This is a genomic window from Pseudomonas sp. BTN1, from assembly GCF_001907715.1.
In the GTDB taxonomy this organism is placed as follows: domain Bacteria; phylum Pseudomonadota; class Gammaproteobacteria; order Pseudomonadales; family Pseudomonadaceae; genus Aquipseudomonas; species Aquipseudomonas paracarnis.
In genome coordinates this window covers 72,444-97,917 of sequence record NZ_MPBM01000009.1, presented here as the reverse complement: position 1 = coordinate 97,917, position 25,474 = coordinate 72,444, and the positions used below count along the sequence as shown (strand labels likewise).

The following is a 25,474-nucleotide window of genomic DNA, read 5'->3' as shown; positions in this document are numbered from 1 at the left end:
TGCATTCGGTCGGCTTGTTCAAGGCTCGCGAATGACGCCCCAAGCCGAAAAATGCTTTAATGCCCAGCGTTTTTTCCCGCTTTTTATCTGCTGCCCGGGTCGATCCATCGTTTGCCATGCATGCCCCGACGCGTAACTCTTTCTTTTCTCTGGAAATCCAAAAGCCTTGATTCGTCTGCTGAAGTTTTTCGGGTACTCCATTGTCGCCATCGTCTGCGGGCTGCTGCTCGTGTTCAGCGGGGCCTACCTCTACCTTAGTCCGGGTTTGCCCTCCGTAGAGGCCCTCAGAAGTATCCAGTTGCAGATTCCTTTGCGGGTCTACAGCAGCGATGACAAGTTGATCGCGGAGTTCGGCGAAATGCGCCGCACACCGATCCGTTTCGCCGATATTCCACCCAATTTCATCAGCGCATTGCTGTCCGCCGAAGACGATAATTTCGCCAACCACTACGGCGTAGACCCCAGCAGCCTGGTGCGTGCAGCCACACAACTGGTAAAAAGCGGACACATTCAATCGGGCGGCAGCACCATCACCATGCAGGTGGCGAAGAACTTCTTCCTCACCAGCGAGCGCAGCTTTTCCCGCAAGGCCACCGAAATCCTGTTGGCGCTGCAGATCGAACGCCAGCTGACCAAGGATGAAATCCTCGAGCTGTACGTCAACAAAATCTACTTGGGCAACCGCGCCTACGGCATCGAGGCCGCGTCCCAGGTCTATTACGGCAAGTCGATTCGTGACGCCAGCCTGGCGCAGATGGCCATGATTGCTGGCCTGCCCAAGGCACCTTCGCGCTTCAACCCGCTGGCCAACCCGGCGCGCAGCAAAGAACGCCGCGACTGGATCCTGGGCCGCATGTACAAGCTGGGCAAGATCGACCAGGCCGCTTATGAAAGCGCCGTGGCCGAGCCGCTGAATGCCAGCTATCACGTGCCGACGCCCGAAGTGAATGCACCCTTTATCGCTGAAATGGCCCGCGCCGAGATGGTTGGCCGTTATGGCAGCGAGGCCTACACCGAAGGTTTCCGCGTCACCACGACGGTGCCGAGCAACTTGCAGGAAATCGCCAACCATTCGGTACATGAAGGCCTGATTACTTATGACCAGCGTCACGGCTACCGCGGTCCCGAGTCGCGCCTGCCGGGCAAGACCCTGAGTGCCTGGACCACCGAATTGAGCAAACAGCGTTCGATCAGCGGCCTGGACCCGGCCATCGTTACCCAGGTATCGAAAGACGGCATCCAAGTGCTGACCCGTTCTGGCGAAGCCCATGTAGCCTGGGACAGCATGAAGTGGGCGCGCCCGTTCCTGAACACCAACAGCATGGGCGCGATGCCCAAGCAGCCCTCCGACGTGGCCCAGGTGGGTGATCTGATCCGCGTGCAACGCCAGAAGGATGACAGCCTCAAATTCAGCCAGGTGCCGCTCGCCCAGGGTGCCCTGGTGTCCCTGGACCCGCAGAACGGTGCGATCCGTGCGCTGGTCGGCGGTTTTGCCTTTGAGCAGAGCAACTACAACCGCGCTACCCAGGCCAAGCGCCAGCCAGGCTCCAGCTTCAAGCCGTTCGTCTACAGTGCGGCACTGGACAACGGCTACACCGCCGCCAGCCTGGTCAACGACGCGCCAATCGTGTTTGTCGACGAATACCTGGACAAGGTCTGGCGCCCGAAGAATGACACCAACACGTTCCTCGGCCCGATCCGTATCCGCGAGGCGCTGTACAAGTCGCGCAACCTGGTGTCGATTCGCCTGTTGCAGGCGATGGGCGTAGGCAAGACCATCGACTACATGACGCGCTTTGGCTTCGCCAAGTCGGACCTGCCGCCGAACCTGTCCCTGGCTCTGGGTACCGCAACCCTCACGCCGATGGAAATCGCCACCGGCTGGAGCACCTTTGCCAACGGTGGCTACAAGATCGCGCCTTACCTGATCGACAAGATCGAAAGCCGCAATGGCGACACCCTGTTTACTGCCAATCCGCCACGGGTACCGGGTGATGTGGTCAATGGCGTGGCGGCAACCGACGGCCTTGCGGCACCGAGCAACGGCGGTATCACCATCGAGCCGACGCCAGGCACGCCGTCGGCCGCAAACGCCAGCGCACCGGCCGAACCGCAAGCGCCAGCGGTTGCCGAGCGCATCGTGGATGGCCGTACTACCTACATCCTCAACAGCATCCTGCAAGACGTGATCAAGAAGGGCACCGGCCGCCGCGCACTGGCCCTGGGCCGCGCGGATATCGCTGGCAAGACCGGTACCACCAACGAATCCAAGGACGCCTGGTTCTCCGGCTACAACGGCGACTACGTGACCACCGTGTGGACCGGCTATGACCAGCCCGAAAGCCTGGGCCGCCGCGAGTTTGGTGGCACCGTCGCCCTGCCGATCTGGATGAGCTACATGGGCGCAGCGCTCAAGGACAAGCCGCTGCATACCCAGCCAGAGCCGGAAGGCATCCTCAGCCTGCGCATCGACCCGATCAGTGGCCGCGCAGCTTCACCGAGCACGCCGAATGCGTACTTCGAGCTGTTCAAGAGCGAAGACACACCGCCGTCGGTCAACGAACTGGGCAACGGCGCAGTGCCGGGCAGCCCACTGCCGGCGGATGAAGGCGCGCCGATCGATTTGTTCTGACGGGATCTGCGGCCTGACGCAGACCTTATGTGGGAGCGGGCTTGCTCGCGAATGCGGTGGGTCAGCCAACCTATTTGGTGACTGGTACTCCGCATTCGCGAGCAAGCCCGCTCCCACACTTGGATCCGCACAAGACTCGGGTGAATCGTCAGCCACAAAAAAGCCCCGACTGATCACTCAGCCGGGGCTTTTTGTTGGTGCGCTATAACGGCTTAGCCGTTAAACACATCATCCACGCTCTGCAGCGGGTAGTTCTTTGGATACGGCAGGGTAGCCACACCAGTCTCGATCGCGGCCTTGGCCACGGCATCGGAGATCAGGGTGATCAGGCGCTTATCCATTGGTTTTGGAATGATGTACTCACGACCGAATTCCAGCTTGGCGCCACCGTAGGCGTCGCACACGTCCTGAGGTACCGGCAGCTTGGCCAGTTCACGCAGGGCGTTGGCAGCGGCCACTTTCATTTCTTCGTTGATACGCTTGGCGCGAACGTCCAGGGCACCACGGAAGATGAACGGGAAGCCCAATACGTTGTTGACCTGGTTCGGGTAGTCCGAACGGCCGGTGGCCATGATCACGTCGCTGCGAGTGGCGTGGGCCAGCTCAGGAGAAATTTCCGGATCCGGGTTGGAGCAGGCGAACACGATAGGGTTCGGCGCCATGGATTTCAGGCCTTCAGCGCTCAGCAAGTTCGGGCCGGACAGGCCAACGAACACGTCGGCACCGTCGAGGGCGTCAGCCAGGGTGCGCTTGGAGGACGGATGGGCAAACATCGCCTTGTACTGGTTCAGGTCGGTACGCTCGGACTGGATCACGCCCTTGCTGTCGACCATATAGATGTTTTCCAGCTTGGCGCCCATGCTGATGATCAGCTTCATGCAGGAAATGGCCGCGGCACCGGCGCCCAGGCAGACGATTTTCGCCTCGCCCAGGGTTTTGCCAGCGATTTCCAGGGCGTTGATCATGCCGGCTGCGGTAACGATCGCGGTGCCGTGCTGGTCATCGTGGAATACCGGAATGTCGCACTGCTCGATCAGGGCCTTTTCGATCTCGAAGCACTCAGGTGCCTTGATGTCTTCCAGGTTGATGCCACCGAACGTGATGGAAATGCGCTTGACGGTGTCGATGAACGCCTGCGGGCTTTCGGAATCGACTTCGATGTCGAAAACGTCGATGCCGGCAAAGCGCTTGAACAGCACGCCCTTGCCTTCCATGACTGGCTTGGAAGCCAATGGGCCGAGGTTACCCAGGCCCAGAATCGCGGTGCCATCGGAAATCACTGCAACCAGGTTGCCTTTGCCGGTGTACTTGTACGCCAGCTCTGGGTCACGGGCGATTTCACGTACGGGTTCGGCAACACCAGGGCTGTAGGCCAGCGACAGGTCGCGGGCAGTGGCAGTGGCTTTGGTGAGCTCTACACTCAGCTTTCCTGGACGAGGATTGGCATGGTATTCGAGAGCGGCAGTTTTCAAATCAGACATATCGGCATTCCGCTTTTACTGTTGGTCGACGGACCGCCGAGGATACGCGTGTCGTAAAGTCCCTACAAGACTGGGCAGTCACAGGTGTCAAGGGCCCTGGGCTACGACTTTTGGCCAAGAGCCACGGGATACAAGGGCTCATCTGTTCACAATCGAAATAAAAAATGTCTACAATTTTTTATTCAAAGCGTCGATTTCAGCATGCGAGAGTCGGTTATTGGCAACAGCCAGCGTGCTTGGCCTTTTTTCAGGCCGCCACGGCGGGAACGATCCTGCACCCAGCCACGCGCCTCAAGGGTGCGGCCTTGCAGACCATTGAGCATGGCCGTATCGAACTGGCTGATCAGCTCGGGCGCAATGCGTAATACCAGTGAACCCTGCAGTTCAATCCAGATTCCGCCGCGATTGCGCTCGATCTTGCTGACCCGACCAGCCACCAGGGCAAACCCGGAGCGCTTGAGATTGGCCACGTTTTGCACCGGCGATTGGCGCCACAGGCCGAGCCGTGACTGGCGGGCGCTGTTTTCGGCCGCCTGCTGGCAGGCCACCAGGTCCACGTTCGGCGCCACGCCCACCTGGTACCCCAGGCCCTCGGCCAGCAGTTGCGCCTCCAGGTTCTCGCCATTGGCGCCGTAGAGGTAAGCCAGGGTGCGCCCGTAATGATCTTTGCCTTCGCGCCCCGGCACCAGGCCGACACGCCCATCACTGGCCTTGACCAACGCCTGCAGGCGCTGGCGTGCGGCGACGGCAAATGGCTCGCCTGGACGGCCCTTCTTGCCGGTTTCCGGCGCATTGAGGCCGATCATACGTACGCTGCGACCATCCTTGAGGCGTACTGTGTCGCCATCCACCACACGCTGCACCTCAACGCGGGCGATAGCTGCCGGGGCGGGGCAGAATGCATCGGCCTGAGCGGTCACCAGCCAAATTCCAGGCACAAAAAAGGCGCCCACAAGGGACGCCTTTTTCAACAGCGGGTAAAAGCCCATAAGGCTCTTGAACCTTACTCTGCTGGAGTAGCAGGCTTCTTGCCGAAAGCACCAAAGCGATCTGCGAAGCGCTGTACGCGGCCGCCGGTGTCCAGAGTTTTCTGCTTACCGGTGTAGAACGGGTGGCACTCGTTGCATACGTCAGTACCCAGTGGCTTGCACAGGTTCGAACGAGTTTCGAACTTGTTGCCGCAGCTGCAGGTGACTTGGATGGTTTCGTACGCTGGATGGATATCGGCTTTCATGGCACTTCCTCAGGCTAGCGTGCCGCCACTCGACACTATTGTCGAATACCGCACGTAATTAGGCCGCGGATTCTACCAGACCTTTTTAATCGCGCAAGCGGCGGTAATGGCCGAAAGCTCCCTTTCATCAGATATTCCTGACACACCGCCGACAATGTGGGAGCCGGGCTTGCCCGCGAAGGCGGTGTGTCAGTCACTGCATCTGTTACTGCACTAGCGCTTTCGCAGGCAAGCCAGCTCCCACAAGATCCGGTTCCAGTACTGGAGACGTGACAACCCCGGTCTGCTAGGCTCCCGCCCCTGCGCCACCGCTGCCTTAATAGATGAGACTCCTCGCGTGCCCGACGCCATTTTGCGCCTAGCCCTGCCCTCGCCCCTGCGCCGCCTGTTCGATTACCGGGCCCCGCCCGGCGTGTCGCGTGCGCAGTTGCAGCCAGGCATGCGCGTGCGCGTGCCGTTCGGGCGCAGGGAAATGATCGGCATTCTGGTGGAAGTTACCGACCACAGCGAAGTGCCTGCCGAAAAGCTCAAGCCGGCTATTGCCCTGCTCGACGCCACACCGCCGCTGCCGCCCGCGCTGTTCAAGCTGTGCCTGTGGACCGCGCAGTATTACCAACACAGCCTGGGCGATACCTTGAGCTGGGCGCTGCCGGTGCTGCTGCGCCAGGGCGAACTGGCCGAAGCGCGCCAGGAGCGTTTCTGGTCGATGGCGCCCGGCGCACGCCTCGACGACCCGCGCATCGCCCGCGCCCCGCGCCAGCGTGAGGCCCTGGCCACCTTGGCGCAGCATCCACACGGCGTGGCCCATCAGCTATTAAGCAAGCTGATGCTGAGCAAAGACAGCCTCGACCTACTGCTGGCCAAGGGCCTGGTGCAGGTGGAAATCCGCAAGCACGCCCCGGACCCGCGCCACGAACACTGGCTGGCCCAGCCGGAGTTGCCGCTGAACCCCGAGCAACGCGCCGCGTATGAGGCGATTCGCGCCGGTTTCGACAGTTTCCACGCGTTCCTGCTGGCCGGCGTCACCGGCAGCGGCAAGACCGAAGTCTATTTGCAACTGATCCGCGAAACCCTGCAAGCGGGCAAGCAGGCACTGGTGCTGATCCCCGAGATCAACCTGGGCCCGCAGACCGTGGCGCGTTTCGAGCAACGCTTCAATGCCCGGATCGCCCTGGTGCACTCAGCGGTCAATGACCGTGAACGCCTGGAGTCGTGGCTAGCGGCGCGGGACGGCGAGGCCGACATTATTATCGGCACGCGCTCAGCACTGTTCACGCCGATGAAAAACCCCGGGCTGATCATCGTCGACGAGGAGCACGATGGCTCCTATAAACAGCAGGAAGGTTTGCGCTACCACGCCCGCGACCTCGCGCTGGTGCGCGCCCGCCAGGAAGACATCCCGATTGTGCTGGGCTCGGCCACGCCGTCCCTGGAAAGTCTGCACAACGCCTACACCGGCCGTTACGGGCTGCTGCGCCTGAACGAGCGCGCCGGCGGCGCCAAACAACCGCGCTTCCTGCGCCTGGACGTGAAAAGCCGCCCGCTGGACAGCGGGATTTCCGGCCCGATGCAACAGGCCATTGGCCAGACCCTGGCCGCCGGCCAGCAAGTATTGGTATTTCTCAACCGCCGCGGCTTTGCCCCGACGCTGCTGTGCCATGACTGCGGCTGGATGTCCGGGTGCGAGCGCTGCGATGCGCGCATGACCGTGCACCAGCGCCACGGCGAGTTACGCTGCCATCACTGCGGCCATGTGGAACGGGTACCGCGCCATTGCCCGCAGTGCGGCAAGGTGGACCTGCGGCCCGTGGGCGCCGGCACCGAGCGCGCCGAAGAACGTCTCGGCATTCTGTTCCCGGATTACCCGGTGCTGCGGGTCGACCGCGACAGCACGTCGCGCAAAGACGCTATGAACCAACTGTTCACCACCATCCACAAGGGCCAACCGTGCATTCTGGTGGGCACGCAGATGCTTGCCAAAGGGCATCACTTCCCACGGGTGACCCTGGTGTCGATCCTGGATGCCGATGGCGGGCTGTTCTCCGGGGATTTTCGCGCCAGCGAACGCATGGCGCAGTTGATCGTGCAGGTGGCAGGGCGCGCCGGGCGGGCCGAAGAGCCAGGCAAGGTGATTATCCAGACGCACCTGGCCGACCACCCGCTGCTGATTCAACTGACGGAACAAGGCTACTTTGCCTTCGCCGAGCAGGCCTTGAGCGAACGCCGCGCCGCCGGCCTGCCGCCCTTTGCGCACCTGGCGCTGCTGCGTGCCGAAGCCCACAAACCCGGGCAGGCCGAAGGCTTTCTTGATGAGGCCTGCAGCGCCGCCGAACGTTTATTGGGCGAACTGGCCCTCAGTGGCATCGAACTACTCGGCCCGGTGCCAGCGCCCATGGAGCGGCGCGCCGGGCGTTATCGCGCTCAGCTACTCTTGCAGGCAACCTCCCGCGCGCCGCTGCATCGGCTATTAAGTCGCTGGATGCTTGAGCTGGAGCAACTGCCCAGCGGTCGGCAGGTGCGATGGTCGTTGGATGTAGACCCGGTAGATTTGTATTGAGGGTAATTACGTCATCGCAGGCAAGCCAGCTCGCACATTATGAAATGTGAATACCCTTAAATGTGGGAGCGGGCTTGCCCGCGAAGAGGCCCGCAGGTCCGCCATATAGTCTGAACGGTTGGCAAGCCCGCCCTCGCCACGGATAATGCCCAGTTTTTCCACCTGCGCATCGCGCGCCGCCGCTTGCGGTCGAAAGAGAACACCATGAAAGACACCATTCGCCAGCTGATCCAACAAGCCCTCACCCAACTCGTCCACGAAGGTGTGTTGCCTGAAGGCCTGTCGCCGGCGATCCAGGTGGAGAACACCCGCGACAAGACCCATGGCGACTTCGCCAGCAACATCGCGATGATGCTGTCCAAGCCGGCCGGCATGAAACCGCGCGACCTGGCAGAAAAAATCATCGCAGCCCTGCCGGCTGACGCCAGTGTCACCAAGGCCGAAATTGCCGGCCCAGGCTTTATCAACTTCTTCCAGAACACCCAGGCCCTGGCGTCGCGCCTGGATGCCGCCCTGGCCGATGCGCGCATCGGTGCACGCAAGGCCGGCGACAGCCAGCGCGTGGTCATCGACCTGTCGGCGCCGAACCTGGCCAAGGAAATGCACGTGGGCCACCTGCGCTCCACCATCATTGGCGACGGCGTGGCACGGGTGCTGGAATTCCTCGGCGACACCGTGATCCGCCAGAATCACGTGGGCGACTGGGGTACCCAGTTCGGCATGCTGATGGCCTACCTGCAGGAAAACCCGATCACCAGCAACGAGCTGGCCGACCTGGAAAACTTCTACCGCGCCGCCAAAAAGCGGTTTGACGAGTCTGAAGAGTTCGCCGACCGCGCACGGGGCCTGGTGGTCAAGCTGCAAGCCGGCGACGAAGAGTGCCTGGCGCTGTGGAACCGCTTCCGTGAAATTTCCCTGTCCCATTGCCAGGAAATCTACGAGCTGCTCAACGTGAAACTGACCATGGCCGACGTGATGGGCGAAAGCGCCTATAACGACGACCTGATCAACGTGGTCAACGACCTCAAGGCCAAAGGCCTGCTGGTCGAAAGCAACGGCGCCCAGTGCGTGTTCCTCGAAGAATTCAAGACCGCCGACGGCGAGCCGCTGCCGGTGATCATCGTCAAGGCCGATGGCGGCTACCTCTACGCCACCACTGACCTGGCCGCCGTGCGTTACCGCAGTGGCGTGCTCAAGGCTGACCGTGCGCTGTACTTCGTCGATCAGCGCCAGGCCCTGCACTTCCAGCAGGTGTTCGAAGTGGCCCGTCGCGCCGGTTTCGTCACCCACCCGATGCATATGGAGCACATGGGCTTTGGCACCATGAACGGCGCCGATGGCCGCCCCTTCAAGACCCGCGACGGCGGCACCGTGAAGCTGATCGACCTGCTGACCGAAGCCCAGGAACGTGCCTACAACCTGGTGAAGGAAAAGAACCCGGAGCTGGCCGAGGCCGACCTGCGTAATATTGCCCGCGTGGTGGGCATTGGCGCGGTGAAATACGCCGACCTGTCCAAGCACCGCACCAGCGACTACAGCTTCAACTTCGACCTGATGCTCAACTTCGAAGGCAACACCGCGCCGTACCTGCTGTACGCCTACACCCGCGTGGCCGGGGTATTTCGCAAGCTGGGCAAGGACTTCAGCGAAGTCGAGGGCCAGATCGCGCTGGACGCCGCCCACGAACAGGAACTGGCGGCCAAGCTCGCGCAATTTGGCGAAGTGCTCAACAGCGTTGGCGAAAAAGGCACGCCGCACATCCTGTGCACCTATTTGTACGAAGTGGCCGGCCTGTTCTCCAGCTTCTACGAGAACTGCCCGATCCTGACCGCCGACGACGAAGCCCAGAAACAAAGTCGCCTGCGCCTTGCCGCATTGGCTGGACGCACCCTCAAGCAAGGCCTGGAACTCTTGGGCCTGGAAACTCTGGAGCGTATGTAAGTTGGCTGCCAAGAAAAAACCTGCACCCAAGCGCGGCGCCAGCCGCTACCAGGCCCCGGCGAAGCAACCGATTCCGGGTTGGTTGTGGATGGCCATCGGCCTGACGGTCGGCGCATTTATCGTGTTTCTGATGAAGCTGGAGCCCGGCCAGGGCGATGACGTCAAGCGCGTCAAACAGGAGCAGCAAAAGGCCACGAAAATCGCCGAAGCCAACAAGACCGCGCCGAGCCCGACCGCACCGGTAAAGCCCAAGTACGACTTCTACACGCTGCTGCCGGAATCGGAAGTGATCGTGCCGCCTGACGCCGTGCCGGAAAAAACCCTGCCGACGCCACAAGTGCCGACCACGCCGGTAACCCCAGCGGAAGCGGCGAAAATCGACACGGCGCGCGCCCAGGCCGCGCTGGCCGGTATCACGCCGCCGCCAGCACCGCCGGTGGCTGCAACCAAGGCGGCGCCGGTGACCAAGTTCTTCCTGCAAGCGGGCTCGTTCCCGAAACAGGCGGATGCGGACCGTGTACGCGCACAGATCATTCTGTTGGGCCAATCGGTATCGGTTGAGTCCGGCACGGTGAAGGACGCGACCTGGTATCGCGTATTGGTGGGGCCGTTCAGCAACCGCGAACAGCTGACCGTGGCGCAAAAGCAATTGGCCGGCGCCGGGTTTAGCAACCTGTTGTTACAACAACGCCAGAGCCGCTGACGCATACCCACTGATCGTTCCCACGCTCCGCGTGGGAACGTGCCCCTTGACGCTTTGCGTCACAGAGCAGGCGCAGAGCGCCCAAGGCGGCATTACCACGCGGAGCGTGGGAACGATCACCACTCGTCCGCACTGCCTCCCTACGGTTGAAATCCCCCTCGCCACCCCCATATGAGTTTCCATCAGGGCATTTTCGCCCCGCTGCGTGGAGACTCTCCCCTTGACCACCATCGTTTCAGTACGTCGCCACGGCAAAGTTGTCATGGGCGGCGACGGCCAGGTTTCCCTGGGCAACACCGTGATGAAAGGCAACGCCAAGAAAGTGCGCCGCCTGTACCACGGCCAGGTGCTTGCCGGCTTCGCAGGCGCGACCGCCGATGCCTTTACCCTGTTCGAACGCTTCGAAGGCCAGCTTGAGAAACACCAGGGCCACCTGGTGCGCGCCGCTGTAGAGCTTGCCAAAGAATGGCGCACCGACCGCTCCCTCAGCCGCCTGGAGGCTATGCTGGCGGTTGCGAACAAAGACGCTTCCCTGATCATCACCGGCAACGGCGACGTGGTTGAACCCGAGCATGGCTTGATCGCCATGGGTTCAGGTGGCGGCTACGCCCAGGCTGCGGCCAGCGCGCTGCTGAAGAAAACCGACCTGTCGGCCCGTGAAATCGTCGAGACCGCCCTGGGTATCGCTGGCGATATCTGCGTGTTCACCAACCACAATCAGACCATTGAGGAGCAGGACCTCGCCGAATAAGCCCTAGGCTTATTCAGGCTTGAGGCCGCCAAACACTATGTCCATGACTCCCCGCGAAATCGTCCATGAACTCAACCGCCATATCATCGGCCAGGACGATGCCAAGCGCGCCGTTGCCATTGCGCTGCGTAACCGCTGGCGCCGGATGCAACTGCCAGAAGAACTGCGCGTTGAAGTAACGCCCAAGAACATCCTGATGATCGGCCCTACCGGCGTCGGCAAAACCGAGATCGCTCGGCGGCTGGCCAAACTGGCCAATGCCCCGTTCATCAAGGTCGAAGCGACCAAATTCACCGAAGTCGGCTATGTGGGCCGCGATGTCGAGTCGATCATTCGTGATCTGGCTGACGCCGCCCTGAAGATGCTGCGCGAACAGGAAGTGACCAAGGTCAGCCATCGCGCCGAAGACGCCGCTGAAGAGCGCATCCTCGACGCCCTGCTGCCACCGGCACGCATGGGTTTCAACGAAGACGCCGCACCTTCGTCGGATTCCAACACCCGCCAGCTGTTCCGCAAGCGCCTGCGTGAAGGCCAGTTGGATGACAAGGAAATCGAGATCGAAGTGGCCGAAGTGTCCGGCGTGGATATCTCTGCCCCGCCTGGCATGGAAGAAATGACCAGCCAGTTGCAGAACCTGTTCGCCAACATGGGCAAGGGCAAGAAGAAAAGCCGCAAGCTCAAGGTGAAAGAAGCGCTCAAGCTGGTGCGCGACGAAGAAGCCGGGCGCCTGGTCAATGAGGAAGAACTCAAGGCCAAGGCCCTGGAAGCGGTCGAGCAACATGGCATTGTGTTTATCGATGAGATCGACAAGGTGGCCAAGCGTGGTAACTCCGGCGGCGTGGATGTCTCCCGCGAAGGCGTGCAGCGCGATTTGCTGCCACTGATCGAAGGCTGCACGGTCAACACCAAGCTGGGCATGGTCAAGACTGACCACATCCTGTTTATCGCCTCCGGTGCCTTCCACCTGAGCAAGCCCAGCGACCTGGTGCCCGAACTGCAAGGCCGCCTGCCGATTCGGGTGGAGCTCAAGGCACTGACGCCGGGCGACTTCGAGCGCATCCTCAGCGAACCGCATGCCTCGCTCACCGAGCAGTACCGCGAGCTGCTGAAAACCGAAGGGCTGGGTATCGAATTCCAGGCTGACGGTATCAAGCGCCTGGCGGAGATCGCCTGGCAGGTCAACGAGAAGACCGAGAACATCGGTGCCCGTCGCCTGCATACCTTGCTTGAGCGCCTGCTTGAGGAAGTATCCTTCAGCGCCGGCGACATGGCCGGTGCGCAGAATGGCGAAGCGATCAAGATCGATGCCGATTATGTGAACAGCCACCTGGGCGAATTGGCGCAGAACGAAGATCTGTCTCGTTATATCCTGTAAGCCTCACTCAATGTGGGAGTGGCTTGTGTGGGCGCTGGCTTGCCTGCGATAGCATCACCTCAGTGTTCCTGAAACACCGAGGTGCCGGCATCGCGGGCAAGCCCGGCTCCCACATTGGTCCCTCCCGCATTTTGGGCCGGTTCCTTCAGGGTTATCTCCAATGTCGAAATTTCCTACCGCAGTAAACCTGCATAAAACCTCCAACACCCTCGGCCTTACCTACGGGCCCGACGAGGTTTATCAACTACCCGCCGAATTCCTGCGGGTGCACTCCCCTTCCGCCGAGGTCCAGGGCCACGGCAAACCCATCCTGCAATTCGGCAAGCTCAACGTCCGGTTGATCAAGCTGGAACCGGCCGGCCAGTACGCACTGAAATTGACCTTCGACGACGGTCATGACAGCGGACTGTTCACCTGGGACTATCTCTATCAGCTGGCCGTACGTCAGGACGCTTTGTGGGTCGACTACCTGGCCGAGCTCAAAGCCGCTGGTAAAACCCGCGATCCGAGTGAGTCGGTCGTGCGGCTGATGCTCTAGCACAGGGGTCTTGCTGTTTAGAGCGCATTTTCTAATTTCATCTGCTTGAATGCCCTGTCGCGTGGCCAACGATTGGCCCGCTTGCGAAAAAAAATAAACTCGGGTAACCAATGGAGCTGGCAAGTTCCCTGCATTTGACGATGCGGTATCAACGGTCACCCGAGTCGCAGTACCAGGCTGGTGTCGTGTATCGAAATTGGGTGCGCAGCAATCGCCGGTACTCGTCTTTCGGACAATGGAGCGTCGTAGATGAGTAACAAGAATAACGATGACTTGAAACGCCAGGCCTCGGAAAACACCCTGGGGTTGAACCCGATCATCGCGTTACGCAAAAAGGATTTATTGGCCTCGGCCAAGATGGTGCTGACCCAAGCCATCAAGCAACCGTTGCACAGCGTCAAGCACGTCGCCCACTTTGGCGTTGAATTGAAGAATGTGATGTTCGGCAAATCCGCACTGGTGCCCGAGGGCGACGACCGCCGCTTCAACGACCCAGCCTGGAGCCAGAACCCGCTCTACAAACGTTATTTGCAGACCTACCTGGCATGGCGTAAGGAACTTCACGACTGGATCGACGACAGCAACCTGTCGGCACAAGACATCAGCCGGGGCCACTTCGTGATCAACCTGATGACCGAAGCCATGGCCCCCACCAACAGCGCGGCCAACCCGGCGGCGGTCAAACGCTTCTTTGAAACTGGCGGCAAAAGCCTGCTCGACGGTTTGTCTCACCTGGCCAAGGACATGGTGCACAACGGCGGCATGCCCAGCCAGGTCAACATGGGCGCCTTTGAAGTCGGCAAGACCCTGGGCACCAGCGAAGGCGCGGTGGTGTTTCGCAACGACGTGCTGGAGCTGATCCAGTACAAGCCCATTACCGAGCAGGTGCATGAGCGCCCGCTGCTGGTGGTGCCGCCGCAGATCAACAAATTCTACGTCTTCGACCTGTGCCCGGATAAAAGCCTGGCACGCTTCTGCCTGCGTAATGGCCAGCAGACCTTTATCGTCAGTTGGCGCAACCCCACCAAGGCCCAGCGCGAATGGGGGCTATCCACCTATATCGAGGCGCTGAAGGAAGCGGTCGATGTGGTCACGGCGATTACCGGCAGCAAAGACGTGAATATGCTCGGTGCCTGCTCAGGCGGCATCACCTGCACGGCGCTGCTGGGCCACTACGCGGCGCTGGGGCAGAAGAAGGTCAACGCCCTGACTCTGCTGGTGAGCGTGCTGGATACCACCCTGGACACCCAGGTGGCGCTGTTTGTCGACGAGCAGACTCTGGAAGCGGCCAAGCGCCACTCCTATCAGGCCGGCGTGCTGGAAGGTCGCGACATGGCCAAGGTCTTTGCCTGGATGCGCCCCAACGACTTGATCTGGAACTATTGGGTCAACAACTACCTGCTGGGCAACGAGCCGCCAGTGTTCGACATCCTGTTCTGGAACAACGACACCACACGCTTGCCGGCCGCGTTCCATGGCGACCTGATCGAACTGTTCAAAAACAACCCACTGGTACGGGCCAACGCCCTGGAAGTGTGCGGCACGCCCATCGACCTCAAGCAGGTCACTGCCGATATCTATTCCCTGGCCGGCACCAACGACCACATCACGCCGTGGCAGTCCTGCTACAAGTCAGCGCAGTTGTTCGGCGGCAAGGTCGAGTTTGTACTGTCCAGCAGCGGGCATATCCAGAGCATCCTCAACCCGCCGGGCAACCCCAAAGCGCGCTACCAGACCAGCGAGGGTCTGGCCGGCAGTGCGCTGGAGTGGCAAGAAGATGCGACCAAGCACACCGATTCGTGGTGGCTGCATTGGCAGGTGTGGCAGGCGGAGCGGGCGGGAAAATTGAAAAAAGCCCCGACGACATTAGGCAATAAAACCTATGCAGCCGCTGAAGCGGCGCCGGGTACCTATGTACATGAACGCTAGGCACTTTTGTAATTGAAATGAGATCAATGTGGGAGCGGGCTTGCTCGCGAATGCGGTATTTCAGTTGGCACATCTGATACTGGTACACCGCTTTCGCGAGCAAGCCCGCTCCCACATTTTTGATCGCATTCCGGCTGTAACACTTCACAGGGCTTGAGCATGGCGCAACCGTTCATCTTCCGTACCATCGACCTGGATGGCCAGACCATCCGCACGGCGGTACGCCCGGGCAAGCCGCACTTGACCCCGCTGCTGATCTTCAACGGCATCGGCGCCAACCTTGAGCTGGTGTTTCCGTTCGTCCAGGCCCTGGACCCGGACCTGGAAGTGATCGCCTTCGACGTGCCCGGCGTGGGCGGTTCCTCGACGCCGAACCGGCCCTACCGCTTTCCCGGCCTGGCCAAGCTCACCGCCCGCATGCTCGATTACCTCGACTACGGCCAAGTGAATGCCGTGGGCGTGTCCTGGGGCGGAGCGCTGGCCCAGCAATTTGCGTATGACTACCCCGAGCGCTGCAAGAAATTGATCCTGGCGGCCACCGCAGCCGGGGCTTTCATGGTGCCGGGCAAGCCCAAGGTGTTGTGGCTGATGGCAAGCCCCAGGCGTTATATCCAGCCGTCCCACGTGGTGCGCATTGCACCGATGATTTATGGCGGTTCGTTCCGCCGAGATTCCAAACTGGCCGCCGAGCACGCCAGCAAAGTGCGCTCGGCCGGCAAGCTGGGTTACTACTGGCAACTGTTTGCCGGGCTGGGCTGGACCAGCATTCACTGGCTGCACAAGATCCGCCAGCCCACCCTGGTGCTGGCCGGGGACGATGACCCGCTGATCCCGCTGGTCAACATGCGCATGCTCGCCTGGCGCATCCCCAATGCGCAGTTGCACATCATCGACGACGGCCACCTGTTCCTGATCACCCGGGCCGAAGCCGTGGCGCCGATCATCATGAAGTTTCTGGAGGAGGAGCGCCTGCGTGCCGTGATACATCCGCGACCGGCGGTGTGAAGGACCACACCACCGCGCAACTTGCCAGGAACCGACTATGGTTCTGGATTGGCGTGCCTGCTTGATGACTTGACGAAGGAGTGTTGGCTCATGCGAGAAAGACCCGTGACGAACCCGGCGCCCACCCCCGCTGCGTTCATCAACGCGCAAAATGCGATCACCGGCCTGCGCGGCCGGGACTTGCTGTCGACCCTGCGTACCGTCGCCGCGCACGGCCTGCGCAACCCGGTGCACACCGCTCGCCACGCCCTGGCCCTGGGCGGCCAGCTGGGCCGTGTGCTGCTGGGTGAGACCGTGCACGAACCCAACCCCAGGGACCATCGCTTCAGCGACCCCACCTGGAAGCTCAACCCGCTGTACCGCCGCAGCTTGCAAGCCTATCTGAGCTGGCAAAAACAGACACGGCAGTGGATCGATGACAGCGCCCTCAGTGACGATGATCGCGCCCGCGCGCAGTTCGCCTTCGCCCTGCTCAACGATGCCGTGTCCCCTTCCAACACCCTGCTCAACCCGCTGGCGATCAAGGAGTTGCTCAACTCCGGCGGCAACAGCGTAGTGCGTGGCGTGAGTAATTTGTTCGAAGACCTGCTGCACAACAACGGTTTGCCGCGCCAGGTCAGCAAGCACGCTTTCGAAGTGGGCAAGACCGTGGCGACCACCCCCGGTTCGGTGGTGTTTCGCAATGAGCTGCTGGAGCTGATCCAATACAAGCCCATGAGCGAAAAACAGTACGCCAAGCCACTGCTGGTGGTGCCGCCGCAAATCAACAAGTACTACATTTTCGACCTGAGCCCGGCCAACAGCTTTGTGCAATACGCGCTCAAAAACGGCCTGCAGACCTTTATGGTCAGCTGGCGTAACCCGGACGTGCGGCATCGCGAATGGGGCCTGTCCACCTACGTGTCGGCGCTGGAAGAAGCGCTCAACGTGTGCCGGGCCATCACTGGCGCCCGCGAGGTCAACCTGATGGGCGCCTGCGCCGGGGGCCTGACCATCGCCGCCCTGCAAGGCCACCTGCAAGCCAAGCGCCAGTTGCGGCGCATCTCCAGCGCCAGTTACCTGGTAAGCCTGCTCGACAGCCAGATCGATAGCCCCGCAACCCTATTCGCCGATGAACAAACCCTGGAGGCCGCCAAGCGCCGCTCCTACCAGCAAGGCGTGCTGGATGGCCGCGACATGGCCAAGGTGTTTGCCTGGATGCGCCCCAACGACTTGATCTGGAATTACTGGATCAACAATTACCTGCTGGGCAAGGAACCGCCGGCGTTCGACATCCTGTACTGGAACAACGACAACACGCGCCTGCCTGCGGCCTTGCACGGTGACCTGCTGGACTTCTTCAAGCACAACCCCCTGAGCCACCCTGGCGGCCTGGAGGTATGCGGCACGCCCATCGACTTGCGCAAGGTCGCGGTGGACAGCTTCAGCGTGGCAGGCATCAACGATCACATCACGCCGTGGGACGCGGTGTACCGCTCCACGCAACTGCTGGGCGGCGAGCGGCGCTTCGTGCTGTCCAACAGCGGGCATATCCAGAGCATCCTCAACCCACCGGGTAACCCCAAGGCCAACTACGTCGAGAACCTCAAGCTGAGCAGCGACCCGCGCGCCTGGTATTACGACGCCCAGCACGTCGAAGGCAGTTGGTGGCCGCAGTGGCTGGAGTGGGTGCAAAAACGCTCCGGTGTACAACGCGAAACCCTCACCGCTCTGGGCAACCAGAATTACCCACCGATGGAAGCAGCGCCAGGCACTTACGTGCGCGTGCGTTGAGCTCAACGATCACATTAAGAAGACTGGATGAAGACCCGCGACCGTATCCTTGAATGCGCCCTGCTGCTGTTCAACCACAAGGGCGAGCCGAACGTATCGACCATGGAGGTGGCCAATGAAATGGGGATCAGCCCCGGCAACCTCTACTACCACTTCCATGGCAAGGAGCCGTTGGTGCTGGGGCTGTTCGAGCGCTTTCAAAGCGAGTTGGCGCCACTGCTCGATCCTCCCGCCGATGCGCAACTGGAGGCCGAGGATTACTGGCTGTTCCTGCACCTGATAGTGGAGCGCATGGCTCACTACCGGTTCCTGTTCCAGGACCTGTCGAACCTGGCCGGGCGCTTGCCCAAGCTGGCCAAAGGGGTTCGCCACCTGCTCACGGCGCTCAAGCGCACCCTGGCCTCACTGTTGGCTCGGTTGAAAGCCGCAGGGCAACTGGTCAGTGGCACCCAGGCACTGGGGCAATTGGTGGAGCAGATCACCATGACCCTGCTGTTTTCCCTGGATTACCAACGCGTCCTGGACCGTGAAGGCGAGGTCCGGGTGGTGGTGTACCAGGTCATGATGCTGGTGGCGCCACACCTGGTGTCACCCGCACGTCAGGCCACCGAGCGCTGGGCCTTGGGCTATCTGGATGATCCGCATTGACGGTATTCACTCAGGCCCACCGAAGTGCTGAATAAACTTGAACAGTTCACTGTCGTTACGCACGCCCAACTTTCTATATGCCGACTGTTTTTGCGTACTGATGGTACTTGCACTGCGGGAGAACTTTGCTGCAATCGAACTTACCGACATACCATCGAGAAAACAACGCAATACTTCCCGCTCTTTGGGCGTCAGTCCCGAGTTCAATGACAGCGGCATGGAAACATCAACTGTCGACTTCAGGGTGACGCTATCGAACGCCGACTGCCTGCCTTGTAATGTCGGCACCATACAAGGCGGTAGATAAAGCCGCCCCTGAGCGACAGTTCGAATAGCCGTGATCAGTTCGGTCAGATTCTGAGTCTTGCCCAAAATCCCCCAACACCCCGCCTTCAGGGCCAGCGACACCGTGGCGGGCGAACAGTCCGAAGATACGATCACGGCTCGGCACTGGCTGAAACGCCTGCCCAGTGACTGAAGCAGGCTGAGGCCATCGATGTCGGCGGGCGCCAGGACAAAGTCCATGACTATCACATGCGCTGGCTGCTGGGCCAGCGCCTCAAGCAATTGCCGCCCCGTGCCGTAGGAGCCGATGACCTGGATGTCGGCTTCGGCATTCAATCCCAGCTCGATACCCTGGCGCACCATTTCATGGTCGTCGAGCAGCATGACGGTACAGACAGTAACTGATGAAGTTGGCATAACAGCTCCCGCCTAAATCAATGCAGTACTGCACGCTATAGACCAGCCTTATGCAGGATTCAATAAGCGGACATAACAGTACTACGTTTACTTACAGCCACTTCTTACAGAAAAACCTGAAGGAAGTTTCCGAACTTCAGCCCCCGCCAAAAATTCTTAAACAAAACAATACGCTTTCGAACAATCACGAACTAAAACTCGTGGCTTCACTATAGAGCGCATTCATTTTTAGATACAAATTATGCACACCCGCCCCGTGAAAAAATTCGACACGGGTTCACAGGCGCTGAGCATCAACCTGCGACGGGAAACTTCAATCAATCAAGATCAGGAACATAATGAAAGCCAACGTTTTATCTTCCGTTGCAACCGCGCTGGCCTTGACCGCCGCGGTGTCGCCCTCGGCGCACGCCGCCGATGGCGTGATCAATTTCAGTGGCTTGGTGACCGATGTGACCTGCACCGTCGAAGGTGCGACGCCGGGCACAGGTGCCGTGGTCAAGGACGTAAACCTGGGTGGCGTCTCCGCTGCACGCTTGGCTACGGCGGGCAGTCGCGCCAATTTGACTGGTTTCTCCATTCGCATCGGCGCGCCGGGTGAGGGCAGTTGCACCAACGGACGTACCGCCATGGTTGCCTTCGACCCCACCAGCCCGGCTATCGACGTGGCCACGGGCCGCTTGAACATCGATGGCTATGACGATCCGTCCGACACCACCAATGCCAAGAATGTACAGGTAGAAGTCACTAGCCGTAGCGGCACGCCAATCAATGTGTACACGGAGAAATCCGAAGGCGTGGTGATCGCCGATAACCAGGCAACCATCCCTCTGGCTGCACAGCTGTACGCCAGCGGCCCGGCTGCCGAAGGCAAGGTCAATACCCGAGTCGGGTTCATGATCGAGTACGCCGAATAAAGCGCGAGCGGGCCTGCGCGAGCGGGCTCCTCCCTGGGTGAAGAGACCAGATGATGAATATCAAGACACGTCTTACCGTTGCCGCCTGTGTGTCTGCTGCGATGCTGCTATGCCCGCTTACCGCTGACGCAGGCGTCATTATCCACGGCACCCGGGTGATCTACCCTGCCGAGCGGCAAGAGGTGATCGTGCGCCTTGAAAACAAGGGCACCCGCCCGGCATTGGTACAGACCTGGCTGGACGACGGCGACCGGTACTCGACCGCGGCCACTGCAAAAGCGCCGTTGAGTGCGTCCCCTCCGATCTTTCGTATCGAGCCGCACCAGCAACAGGCGCTACGCCTGCGCTACTCGGGCGAGCCTCTGCCTGCCGATCGCGAAAGCCTGTTCTGGCTGAATGTGCTGGAAGTGCCGCCAAGTGCCGCAAAAGGTGAAGACAACAACCAGATCGAATTGGCGTTCCGCACGCGGTTGCGCGTGTTCGTGCGCCCGCAAGCGTTGCCCTACCCGGTGGCAAGCGCGGCATCCAGGTTGCAATGGAAACTGGTCGCCCACGAGCGCGGCTACGCTCTGCAAGCCACTAACCCGACGCCTTATCACGTCTCGCTCGCCTCCGTCGAATTGCTCAGCTCCGCCCAGCGCTTTGCCAAAGCGCCGAACCAGAGCGCCAACGACAGCCTGCTGCTGCCGGCCGGCGACGTAAAACGCTTTGCGCTGCCGCTGCTGCGCGAGTGCCCGCCAGCGCCGACCAGGGTTGAGTTCACCAGCGTCAGCGACTTCGGTGCCCGCGTGCGGCATTCGGCAGCACTGCCCGCGTGTAGGGGGTAACCCGTATGAATGTACGTTGGATTCTGGCGCAGACCACCTTGCTGACTTTCACGCTGCTGGGCGCAACGACGTTGCAGGCGAGCGTGATCATCAACAGCACCCGTGTGGTTTACCCGCAAAGCGACAAAGAGGTTACCGTCAGGCTGGAAAGCAAAAACCAGGCACCGGTGCTGGTCCAGACCTGGCTGGACAAGGGCGACGAGCACTCGACGCCGGAGCAGGGCGACATTCCGTTTGTGGTGACCCCGCCGATCTTTCGCATGGAGCCAGGCAAGCAACAGGTGGTACGCGTGGCCTATACGGGCGAACCCTTGCCAACGACACAGGAAAGCCTGTTCTGGTTCAACCTGTTGGAGGTGCCTGCCCAGCCCCCAGGCGCGCAAACCGGTAATCAACTGCAGCTGGCGTTCCGCTCGCGGATCAAGCTGTTTTACCGCCCGCACAATCTTGCGTACGGGGTGCAAGCCGCGCCTGGAAAACTGCAATGGCGACGCGTATCGAACGCCCAGGGCCAGGGCCTGGAAGTATTCAACCCAACGCCCTATCACGTGACCTTCGAAGCCGTCGAGGTGCTGGACTCGGGGCAACGGCACGCACGTAAAACCGCGTCGCCCAGCAGCGCAAACATGGTATTGCCCGGTGGCCGCCTTCGTTTTGAGCTGCCCACGCTCAACTCTGCGCCCAGTGCCACGGCCACCGTGCAATTCCAGACACTCGACGACTATGGCGTGAAAATCGCCCACAGCGCCAAGGTCCCGCCATGACGCCCCAGGTACCTGACCTTCTCGCGTAGCGCGCCCTGAGCGGCGCCTCCCACGCTTCCATCTCTTTATGTCGATGCCCATTGGTTGGGGTAGGGAATCCCTATGCCAAGCGTTGGCTGACACCTGCTTTTCGAGAACGCTGAACATGAGTTTCAACACGCCAGCCGGCGTTAACTATCCATCCCCGGCACGCCATCGATTCAAGCTGACCGTGCACAGCCTGCTGCTGATCAGTGGCGCCTGCAGCCTCTACGCCCAGAGTGCCGAACAGGTCGAATTCAACCCGGCCTTTTTTCCGGGCGGCAAGGCGGGCGCGCAAGTCGATATTGCAAAATTCAACCAAGGCAACGTCATCCTGCCCGGCAACTACCGCGCCGACGTGCACCTCAACGGCCAGTGGATCGGGCGTGAAACTCTGTCCTTCTCCAACGTCACCGGCCAGGACACCGCGCAACTGTGCCTGGAACGCCAGGCGTTGCTCAGGTTTGGCGTCACGGTCGATAACGTTCAACCGGCTGCCCTTTCCAACTGTGCCGACATCGCCAGCTACCTGCCCGGCGCCAGCAGCCGGTTCGACTCGGGCGAAAGTCGCCTGGACCTGCAGGTTCCGCAGATTTACCTGGCCCGTCAGCCACGCGGCTATGTCGACCCGCAACATTGGGATGGCGGCGTGGATGCCGCGTTTGTACGTTACAACGCCAGCACCTTCACCACGCGCACCGACGGGCGCACCCTGGGCTCCAGCTACCTGGGCTTGAATACCGGGCTCAACCTGGGCGACTGGCACTGGCGCCACAATGGCAATTACAGCCGTACCCATACCGCCTCGGGCTATCAAAGCAGCGCCACGTATGTACAGCGGGAGTTGGGCGCCTTGAAGTCCCAGTTGGTGCTCGGCGAAATCTATACCCCCGGCGAGCTGTTCGACAGCGTGCGCCTGCGCGGCGCCAGCCTGTCCAGCGATGACCGGATGCTCCCCGACTCGCTGACCGGCTTTGCGCCGGTGGTGCGCGGTGTCGCCGAAACCAGCGCACGGGTCACTGTGCGCCAGCGTGGCGTACTGCTCGATGAAGTCTCCGTGGCGCCCGGCCCGTTCGTGCTCAAGGACCTGTTCCCCACCGGGTATGGCGGCGATCTGAACGTCACTGTGACCGAAGCCGATGGCCGTACCCGCGAGTTCATCGTCCCCTTTGCCGCCAACGCCCACCTGCTGCGCCCCGGCTACAGCCGTTACTCGTTGAGTGCCGGACTGCTCGATGAAATCGGCCTGCACCATCCGCCCAGAGTGATGCAGGCTACCTACCAACACGGCCTGAGCAATTTGCTGACCGGTTATACCGGCGCCGTGATAGGCGAGGACTACCGCTCGCAGTTACTGGGCGCTGCGTTCAACACGCCGTTCGGTGCACTGTCGCTGGACATGACCCAGTCCAACGCCCACCTGCCGGGGCATGGCTCACGCGATGGGCAAAGCGTGCAGCTACGCTATAGCAAAAACTTCGCCCACACCGGTACTCACTTCGCCCTGGGTGCCTACCGCTACTCCACCGAAGGCTTCTTGAGCGTGAGCGATGCGGCGCACATCCGCGACCTCGCCCTGGACGGGCTCAAGCTTGACCGTGTGTCGCGCCTGCGCGACCGGATGGACATCAGCCTCAATCAACGCGTGGGCGACGGCTCGGTGTACCTCACCGGCTCCTCGCAAAACTATTGGAACCGTAACAATGGCAACCTGACATTCACCGCCGGCTACAGCGGCACATGGAACGGGCTGCACTACACAGTCAGCGCGCAGCGTACCCGTGACTTGCTGACTGAGCATGTGGACAAGCAGCTGGATTTTACCGTGAGCCTGCCGCTGGGCAGCGGTGCCCGCACGCCCACCCTGACGACCACTGCTTACCGAGGCGGCCAAAGCTCAGGTGAGCGTCTGGGCCTGGGTGGCACCCTTGGCGAGCGCAGTGAGTTGAGCTACGGCCTGAGCAGCAGCCGTGCCCAGGGCAGCGGCTACGCCACCAGCGCCGACCTGAAATACCAGACGTCCCAGGGCGCGCTATCGGCAAGCTACGGCCAGAGCAACGCGTACCAATCGACCTCCCTGGGCATGACTGGCGGCATCGTCGCCCACCGTGGCGGCGTGACCTTTGCACCGGAGCTGGGCGACACCATCGGCCTCGTCCAGGCCCCCGACGCTCTGGGCGCAAGGATCAACGGTAACCACAGCGCCCAGATCGGCAAGAGCGGTTATGCCGTGGTGCCGCATCTCACCCCTTACCGCCAGAACGTGGTCGAGCTGGACCCCAAGGACCTGTCCGTCGATGTAGAGCTCAAGACCGCCGCGCAGAACGTCGCCCCTCGGGCCGGCTCGGTGGTGCAGTTGCAGTTCGAAACGGTCAGTGGGCAAGCCGTATTGATCACGGCGCAGCGTGAGGATGGCAACCCGCTGCCATTCGGTGCGGATGTATTCGATGAAGACGGCGCAAGCGTCGGCATCGTTGGCCAGGGCGATAAAGCCTTTGTTCGCGTGGCGCGCACAGAAGGGCGACTGACCGTCAAATGGGGCCCGCAAGCTAATGCTTCATGCAAGCTGCATTACGCGCTAAGTGCGCGCCCCCACCCAGACGCGGCCCACCGCGTACGCCATCTGAACGCAGGCATCTGCCGGAGCGAAACACCCGTTGCCGCACATGCAGCGCCTGTCGACAAATACCTCGTGACTGCTCGGAATGCATGATGAAGACATTGATCAGACTCATCCCAACATTGCTGGTGCTTGGCCTGCCGATCGCTGCGCAAGCGGAGTGCGACAGCTATATGAACTCCACCCACGGCCTCTCCCTTCCGGCGACTATCACCGTACCGCGCGACCTGCCGGTGGGCAGCGTGATCACCGAGCAACCGTTCAGCGGTGTGGCTGCGGCCCGCTTCATGAATTGCAACAGCGTGACGTTGATACAAATTGCATCGCGCAATTACCTGCATCACCAGGCCACCACGATCAATCAAACCGAGGTTCCCGGCATCGGCATCCGTATAAGGATTACCGATGCCCGTCCAGCGAGCAATTTCTATGCGTTTGACAATTCCGTGGGTTACCTGCCCAGCGGAAGCCACCCCATCTTCACCAATGCCGAGGCAATCTTCTACAAGATCGGGCCGGTGACCAGAGGGGAGGTGCCTGCGGGAAGGGTCTACCATTACACGATGTTGACCCGCATCGGCCAGATTCTGGGGCGCTTTGAGCTCAAGCTCGACAACTCGGTTACTTTCGTCAGCCCCGTCGCCACTTGCGACCTCGCCGCCGGTGATGTCAACCGCACCATCACGCTCGACCCCGTGCAGGTCAGTGCTTTCAACAGCGGCCCCTACGCCGGCGCGCGCCATTTTGAGCTGACGGCCAATTGCAGCGACGCCACCAACGTCACCTTTCGTTTTTCCGGCCAGCCATCGACTGACAACAACCTGCTCTTTGCCAACACCGGCACGGCCAACGGCGTGGCGCTGTGGCTGTACTCGCGGATCGACGGCACTCACCGAACCATTCCTGCCAATGGCAGCGACAACGAACGCACGCTGGTTGTGACCGGCAATCGCGCGGTATTGCCACTCGGCGCGGCGTACCACAAGAGCGGCACGGTCGGCCAAGGCACGCTGACCAGTACTGCCACCGTCAACATCACCTACAACTGAACCCCCT

The 25,474-nt window shown here is 61.2% G+C and carries 20 protein-coding genes; 16 read left to right on the top strand and 4 right to left on the bottom strand.

The annotated features are described in order from the left end of the window. Positions 1–169: 169 nt before the first annotated feature. Positions 170–2,632: a penicillin-binding protein 1A gene (locus BMH52_RS04105; RefSeq protein ID WP_371915695.1), complete on the top strand. Its 2,463-nt coding sequence runs from the start codon at positions 170–172 to the stop codon at positions 2,630–2,632. A gap of 212 nt (positions 2,633–2,844) precedes the next feature. Here the strand turns inward: BMH52_RS04105 and BMH52_RS04100 are convergent, their stop codons facing one another. The 3 genes from BMH52_RS04100 to rpmE all read right to left on the bottom strand — a co-directional run bounded on the left by BMH52_RS04100 (position 2,845) and on the right by rpmE (position 5,347). Then, entirely contained in the window at positions 2,845–4,113 is a 1,269-nt protein-coding gene (locus BMH52_RS04100; RefSeq protein ID WP_014716577.1) for a malic enzyme-like NAD(P)-binding protein, read from the bottom strand. Between the two features lie 182 nt (positions 4,114–4,295). Further along, on the bottom strand, positions 4,296–5,102 hold the full coding sequence (locus BMH52_RS04095) for a thermonuclease family protein (protein WP_073842975.1): 807 nt from the start codon (positions 5,100–5,102) through the stop codon (positions 4,296–4,298). A 14-nt stretch (positions 5,103–5,116) separates the two neighbouring features. Then, positions 5,117–5,347 (bottom strand): 50S ribosomal protein L31, encoded by a 231-nt coding sequence (gene rpmE, locus BMH52_RS04090; RefSeq protein WP_014716575.1) that lies wholly within the window; start codon positions 5,345–5,347, stop codon positions 5,117–5,119. A gap of 337 nt (positions 5,348–5,684) precedes the next feature. On the opposite strand from rpmE, the gene BMH52_RS04085 reads away from it, so the two are divergent. The 10 genes from BMH52_RS04085 to BMH52_RS04040 all read left to right on the top strand — a co-directional run bounded on the left by BMH52_RS04085 (position 5,685) and on the right by BMH52_RS04040 (position 18,567). After that, positions 5,685–7,904: a primosomal protein N' gene (locus BMH52_RS04085; RefSeq protein ID WP_073842973.1), complete on the top strand. Its 2,220-nt coding sequence runs from the start codon at positions 5,685–5,687 to the stop codon at positions 7,902–7,904. Between the two features lie 204 nt (positions 7,905–8,108). Next, positions 8,109–9,845, top strand: a complete 1,737-nt coding sequence (gene argS / locus BMH52_RS04080; protein ID WP_014716573.1) for an arginine--tRNA ligase — start codon at positions 8,109–8,111, stop codon at positions 9,843–9,845. A gap of 1 nt (position 9,846) precedes the next feature. Continuing rightward, a complete protein-coding gene (locus BMH52_RS04075) occupies positions 9,847–10,548 on the top strand; it encodes an SPOR domain-containing protein (protein ID WP_003187899.1) in 702 nt (233 codons plus the stop codon). A 220-nt stretch (positions 10,549–10,768) separates the two neighbouring features. Beyond that, on the top strand, positions 10,769–11,299 hold the full coding sequence (gene hslV / locus BMH52_RS04070) for an ATP-dependent protease subunit HslV (protein WP_003171209.1): 531 nt from the start codon (positions 10,769–10,771) through the stop codon (positions 11,297–11,299). A 37-nt stretch (positions 11,300–11,336) separates the two neighbouring features. After that, positions 11,337–12,674 carry an ATP-dependent protease ATPase subunit HslU gene (gene hslU, locus BMH52_RS04065; RefSeq protein ID WP_003171208.1) on the top strand — a complete coding sequence of 446 codons (1,338 nt, stop codon included), beginning with the start codon at positions 11,337–11,339 and terminating at the stop codon, positions 12,672–12,674. A gap of 160 nt (positions 12,675–12,834) precedes the next feature. Further along, complete coding sequence (locus tag BMH52_RS04060) at positions 12,835–13,212, top strand: gamma-butyrobetaine hydroxylase-like domain-containing protein (RefSeq protein ID WP_072434795.1); 378 nt, start codon at positions 12,835–12,837, stop codon at positions 13,210–13,212. 249 nt (positions 13,213–13,461) lie between these two features. Next, entirely contained in the window at positions 13,462–15,141 is a 1,680-nt protein-coding gene (phaC, locus tag BMH52_RS04055) for a class II poly(R)-hydroxyalkanoic acid synthase (protein WP_014716570.1), read from the top strand. A gap of 159 nt (positions 15,142–15,300) precedes the next feature. Then, positions 15,301–16,146: a poly(3-hydroxyalkanoate) depolymerase gene (gene phaZ / locus BMH52_RS04050; protein WP_019820034.1), complete on the top strand. Its 846-nt coding sequence runs from the start codon at positions 15,301–15,303 to the stop codon at positions 16,144–16,146. A 90-nt stretch (positions 16,147–16,236) separates the two neighbouring features. Then, the gene (gene phaC, locus BMH52_RS04045; RefSeq protein WP_073842971.1) at positions 16,237–17,919 is read left to right on the top strand and encodes a class II poly(R)-hydroxyalkanoic acid synthase; all 1,683 of its coding nucleotides are present in this window, start codon (positions 16,237–16,239) and stop codon (positions 17,917–17,919) included. Between the two features lie 27 nt (positions 17,920–17,946). Beyond that, entirely contained in the window at positions 17,947–18,567 is a 621-nt protein-coding gene (locus tag BMH52_RS04040) for a TetR/AcrR family transcriptional regulator (RefSeq protein WP_057702491.1), read from the top strand. A gap of 6 nt (positions 18,568–18,573) precedes the next feature. Here BMH52_RS04040 and BMH52_RS04035 read toward each other — a convergent pair whose 3' ends face one another. Continuing rightward, on the bottom strand, positions 18,574–19,236 hold the full coding sequence (locus BMH52_RS04035; RefSeq protein ID WP_072434954.1) for a response regulator transcription factor: 663 nt from the start codon (positions 19,234–19,236) through the stop codon (positions 18,574–18,576). A gap of 371 nt (positions 19,237–19,607) precedes the next feature. Between BMH52_RS04035 and BMH52_RS04030 the strand changes: the two genes are divergently transcribed. The 5 genes from BMH52_RS04030 (at position 19,608) to BMH52_RS04010 (ending at position 25,467) form a co-directional block, all read left to right on the top strand. Next, positions 19,608–20,186 carry a fimbrial protein gene (locus BMH52_RS04030; protein ID WP_072434791.1) on the top strand — a complete coding sequence of 193 codons (579 nt, stop codon included), beginning with the start codon at positions 19,608–19,610 and terminating at the stop codon, positions 20,184–20,186. 53 nt (positions 20,187–20,239) lie between these two features. After that, positions 20,240–21,013, top strand: coding sequence for a molecular chaperone (locus BMH52_RS04025; RefSeq protein WP_072434789.1), 774 nt, complete (start codon positions 20,240–20,242; stop codon positions 21,011–21,013). 5 nt (positions 21,014–21,018) lie between these two features. Then, positions 21,019–21,777 (top strand): molecular chaperone, encoded by a 759-nt coding sequence (locus BMH52_RS04020; protein ID WP_073842969.1) that lies wholly within the window; start codon positions 21,019–21,021, stop codon positions 21,775–21,777. A 145-nt stretch (positions 21,778–21,922) separates the two neighbouring features. After that, positions 21,923–24,511: a fimbria/pilus outer membrane usher protein gene (locus BMH52_RS04015; RefSeq protein WP_073842967.1), complete on the top strand. Its 2,589-nt coding sequence runs from the start codon at positions 21,923–21,925 to the stop codon at positions 24,509–24,511. Next, entirely contained in the window at positions 24,511–25,467 is a 957-nt protein-coding gene (locus tag BMH52_RS04010; RefSeq protein ID WP_073842965.1) for a fimbrial protein, read from the top strand. The genes BMH52_RS04015 and BMH52_RS04010 overlap by 1 nt, the downstream gene beginning before the upstream one ends. Positions 25,468–25,474: the final 7 nt, after the last annotated feature.

Bases quoted from the DNA above. Each gene is read 5' to 3' on its own strand.
- BMH52_RS04010 (WP_073842965.1), top strand. From the start codon at position 24,511: ATGAAGACATTGATCAGACTCATCCCAACATTGCTGGTGCTTGGCCTG.
- phaZ (WP_019820034.1), top strand. From the start codon at position 15,301: ATGGCGCAACCGTTCATCTTCCGTACCATCGACCTGGATGGCCAGACC.
- argS (WP_014716573.1), top strand. From the start codon at position 8,109: ATGAAAGACACCATTCGCCAGCTGATCCAACAAGCCCTCACCCAACTC.
- phaC (WP_014716570.1), top strand. From the start codon at position 13,462: ATGAGTAACAAGAATAACGATGACTTGAAACGCCAGGCCTCGGAAAAC.
- hslU (WP_003171208.1), top strand. From the start codon at position 11,337: ATGTCCATGACTCCCCGCGAAATCGTCCATGAACTCAACCGCCATATC.
- rpmE (WP_014716575.1), bottom strand. From the start codon at position 5,347: ATGAAAGCCGATATCCATCCAGCGTACGAAACCATCCAAGTCACCTGC.
- BMH52_RS04035 (WP_072434954.1), bottom strand. From the start codon at position 19,236: ATGCTGCTCGACGACCATGAAATGGTGCGCCAGGGTATCGAGCTGGGA.
- BMH52_RS04095 (WP_073842975.1), bottom strand. From the start codon at position 5,102: ATGGGCTTTTACCCGCTGTTGAAAAAGGCGTCCCTTGTGGGCGCCTTT.
- BMH52_RS04060 (WP_072434795.1), top strand. From the start codon at position 12,835: ATGTCGAAATTTCCTACCGCAGTAAACCTGCATAAAACCTCCAACACC.
- phaC (WP_073842971.1), top strand. From the start codon at position 16,237: ATGCGAGAAAGACCCGTGACGAACCCGGCGCCCACCCCCGCTGCGTTC.
- BMH52_RS04020 (WP_073842969.1), top strand. From the start codon at position 21,019: ATGAATGTACGTTGGATTCTGGCGCAGACCACCTTGCTGACTTTCACG.
- BMH52_RS04015 (WP_073842967.1), top strand. From the start codon at position 21,923: ATGAGTTTCAACACGCCAGCCGGCGTTAACTATCCATCCCCGGCACGC.
- BMH52_RS04030 (WP_072434791.1), top strand. From the start codon at position 19,608: ATGAAAGCCAACGTTTTATCTTCCGTTGCAACCGCGCTGGCCTTGACC.
- BMH52_RS04040 (WP_057702491.1), top strand. From the start codon at position 17,947: ATGAAGACCCGCGACCGTATCCTTGAATGCGCCCTGCTGCTGTTCAAC.
- BMH52_RS04100 (WP_014716577.1), bottom strand. From the start codon at position 4,113: ATGTCTGATTTGAAAACTGCCGCTCTCGAATACCATGCCAATCCTCGT.
- BMH52_RS04025 (WP_072434789.1), top strand. From the start codon at position 20,240: ATGAATATCAAGACACGTCTTACCGTTGCCGCCTGTGTGTCTGCTGCG.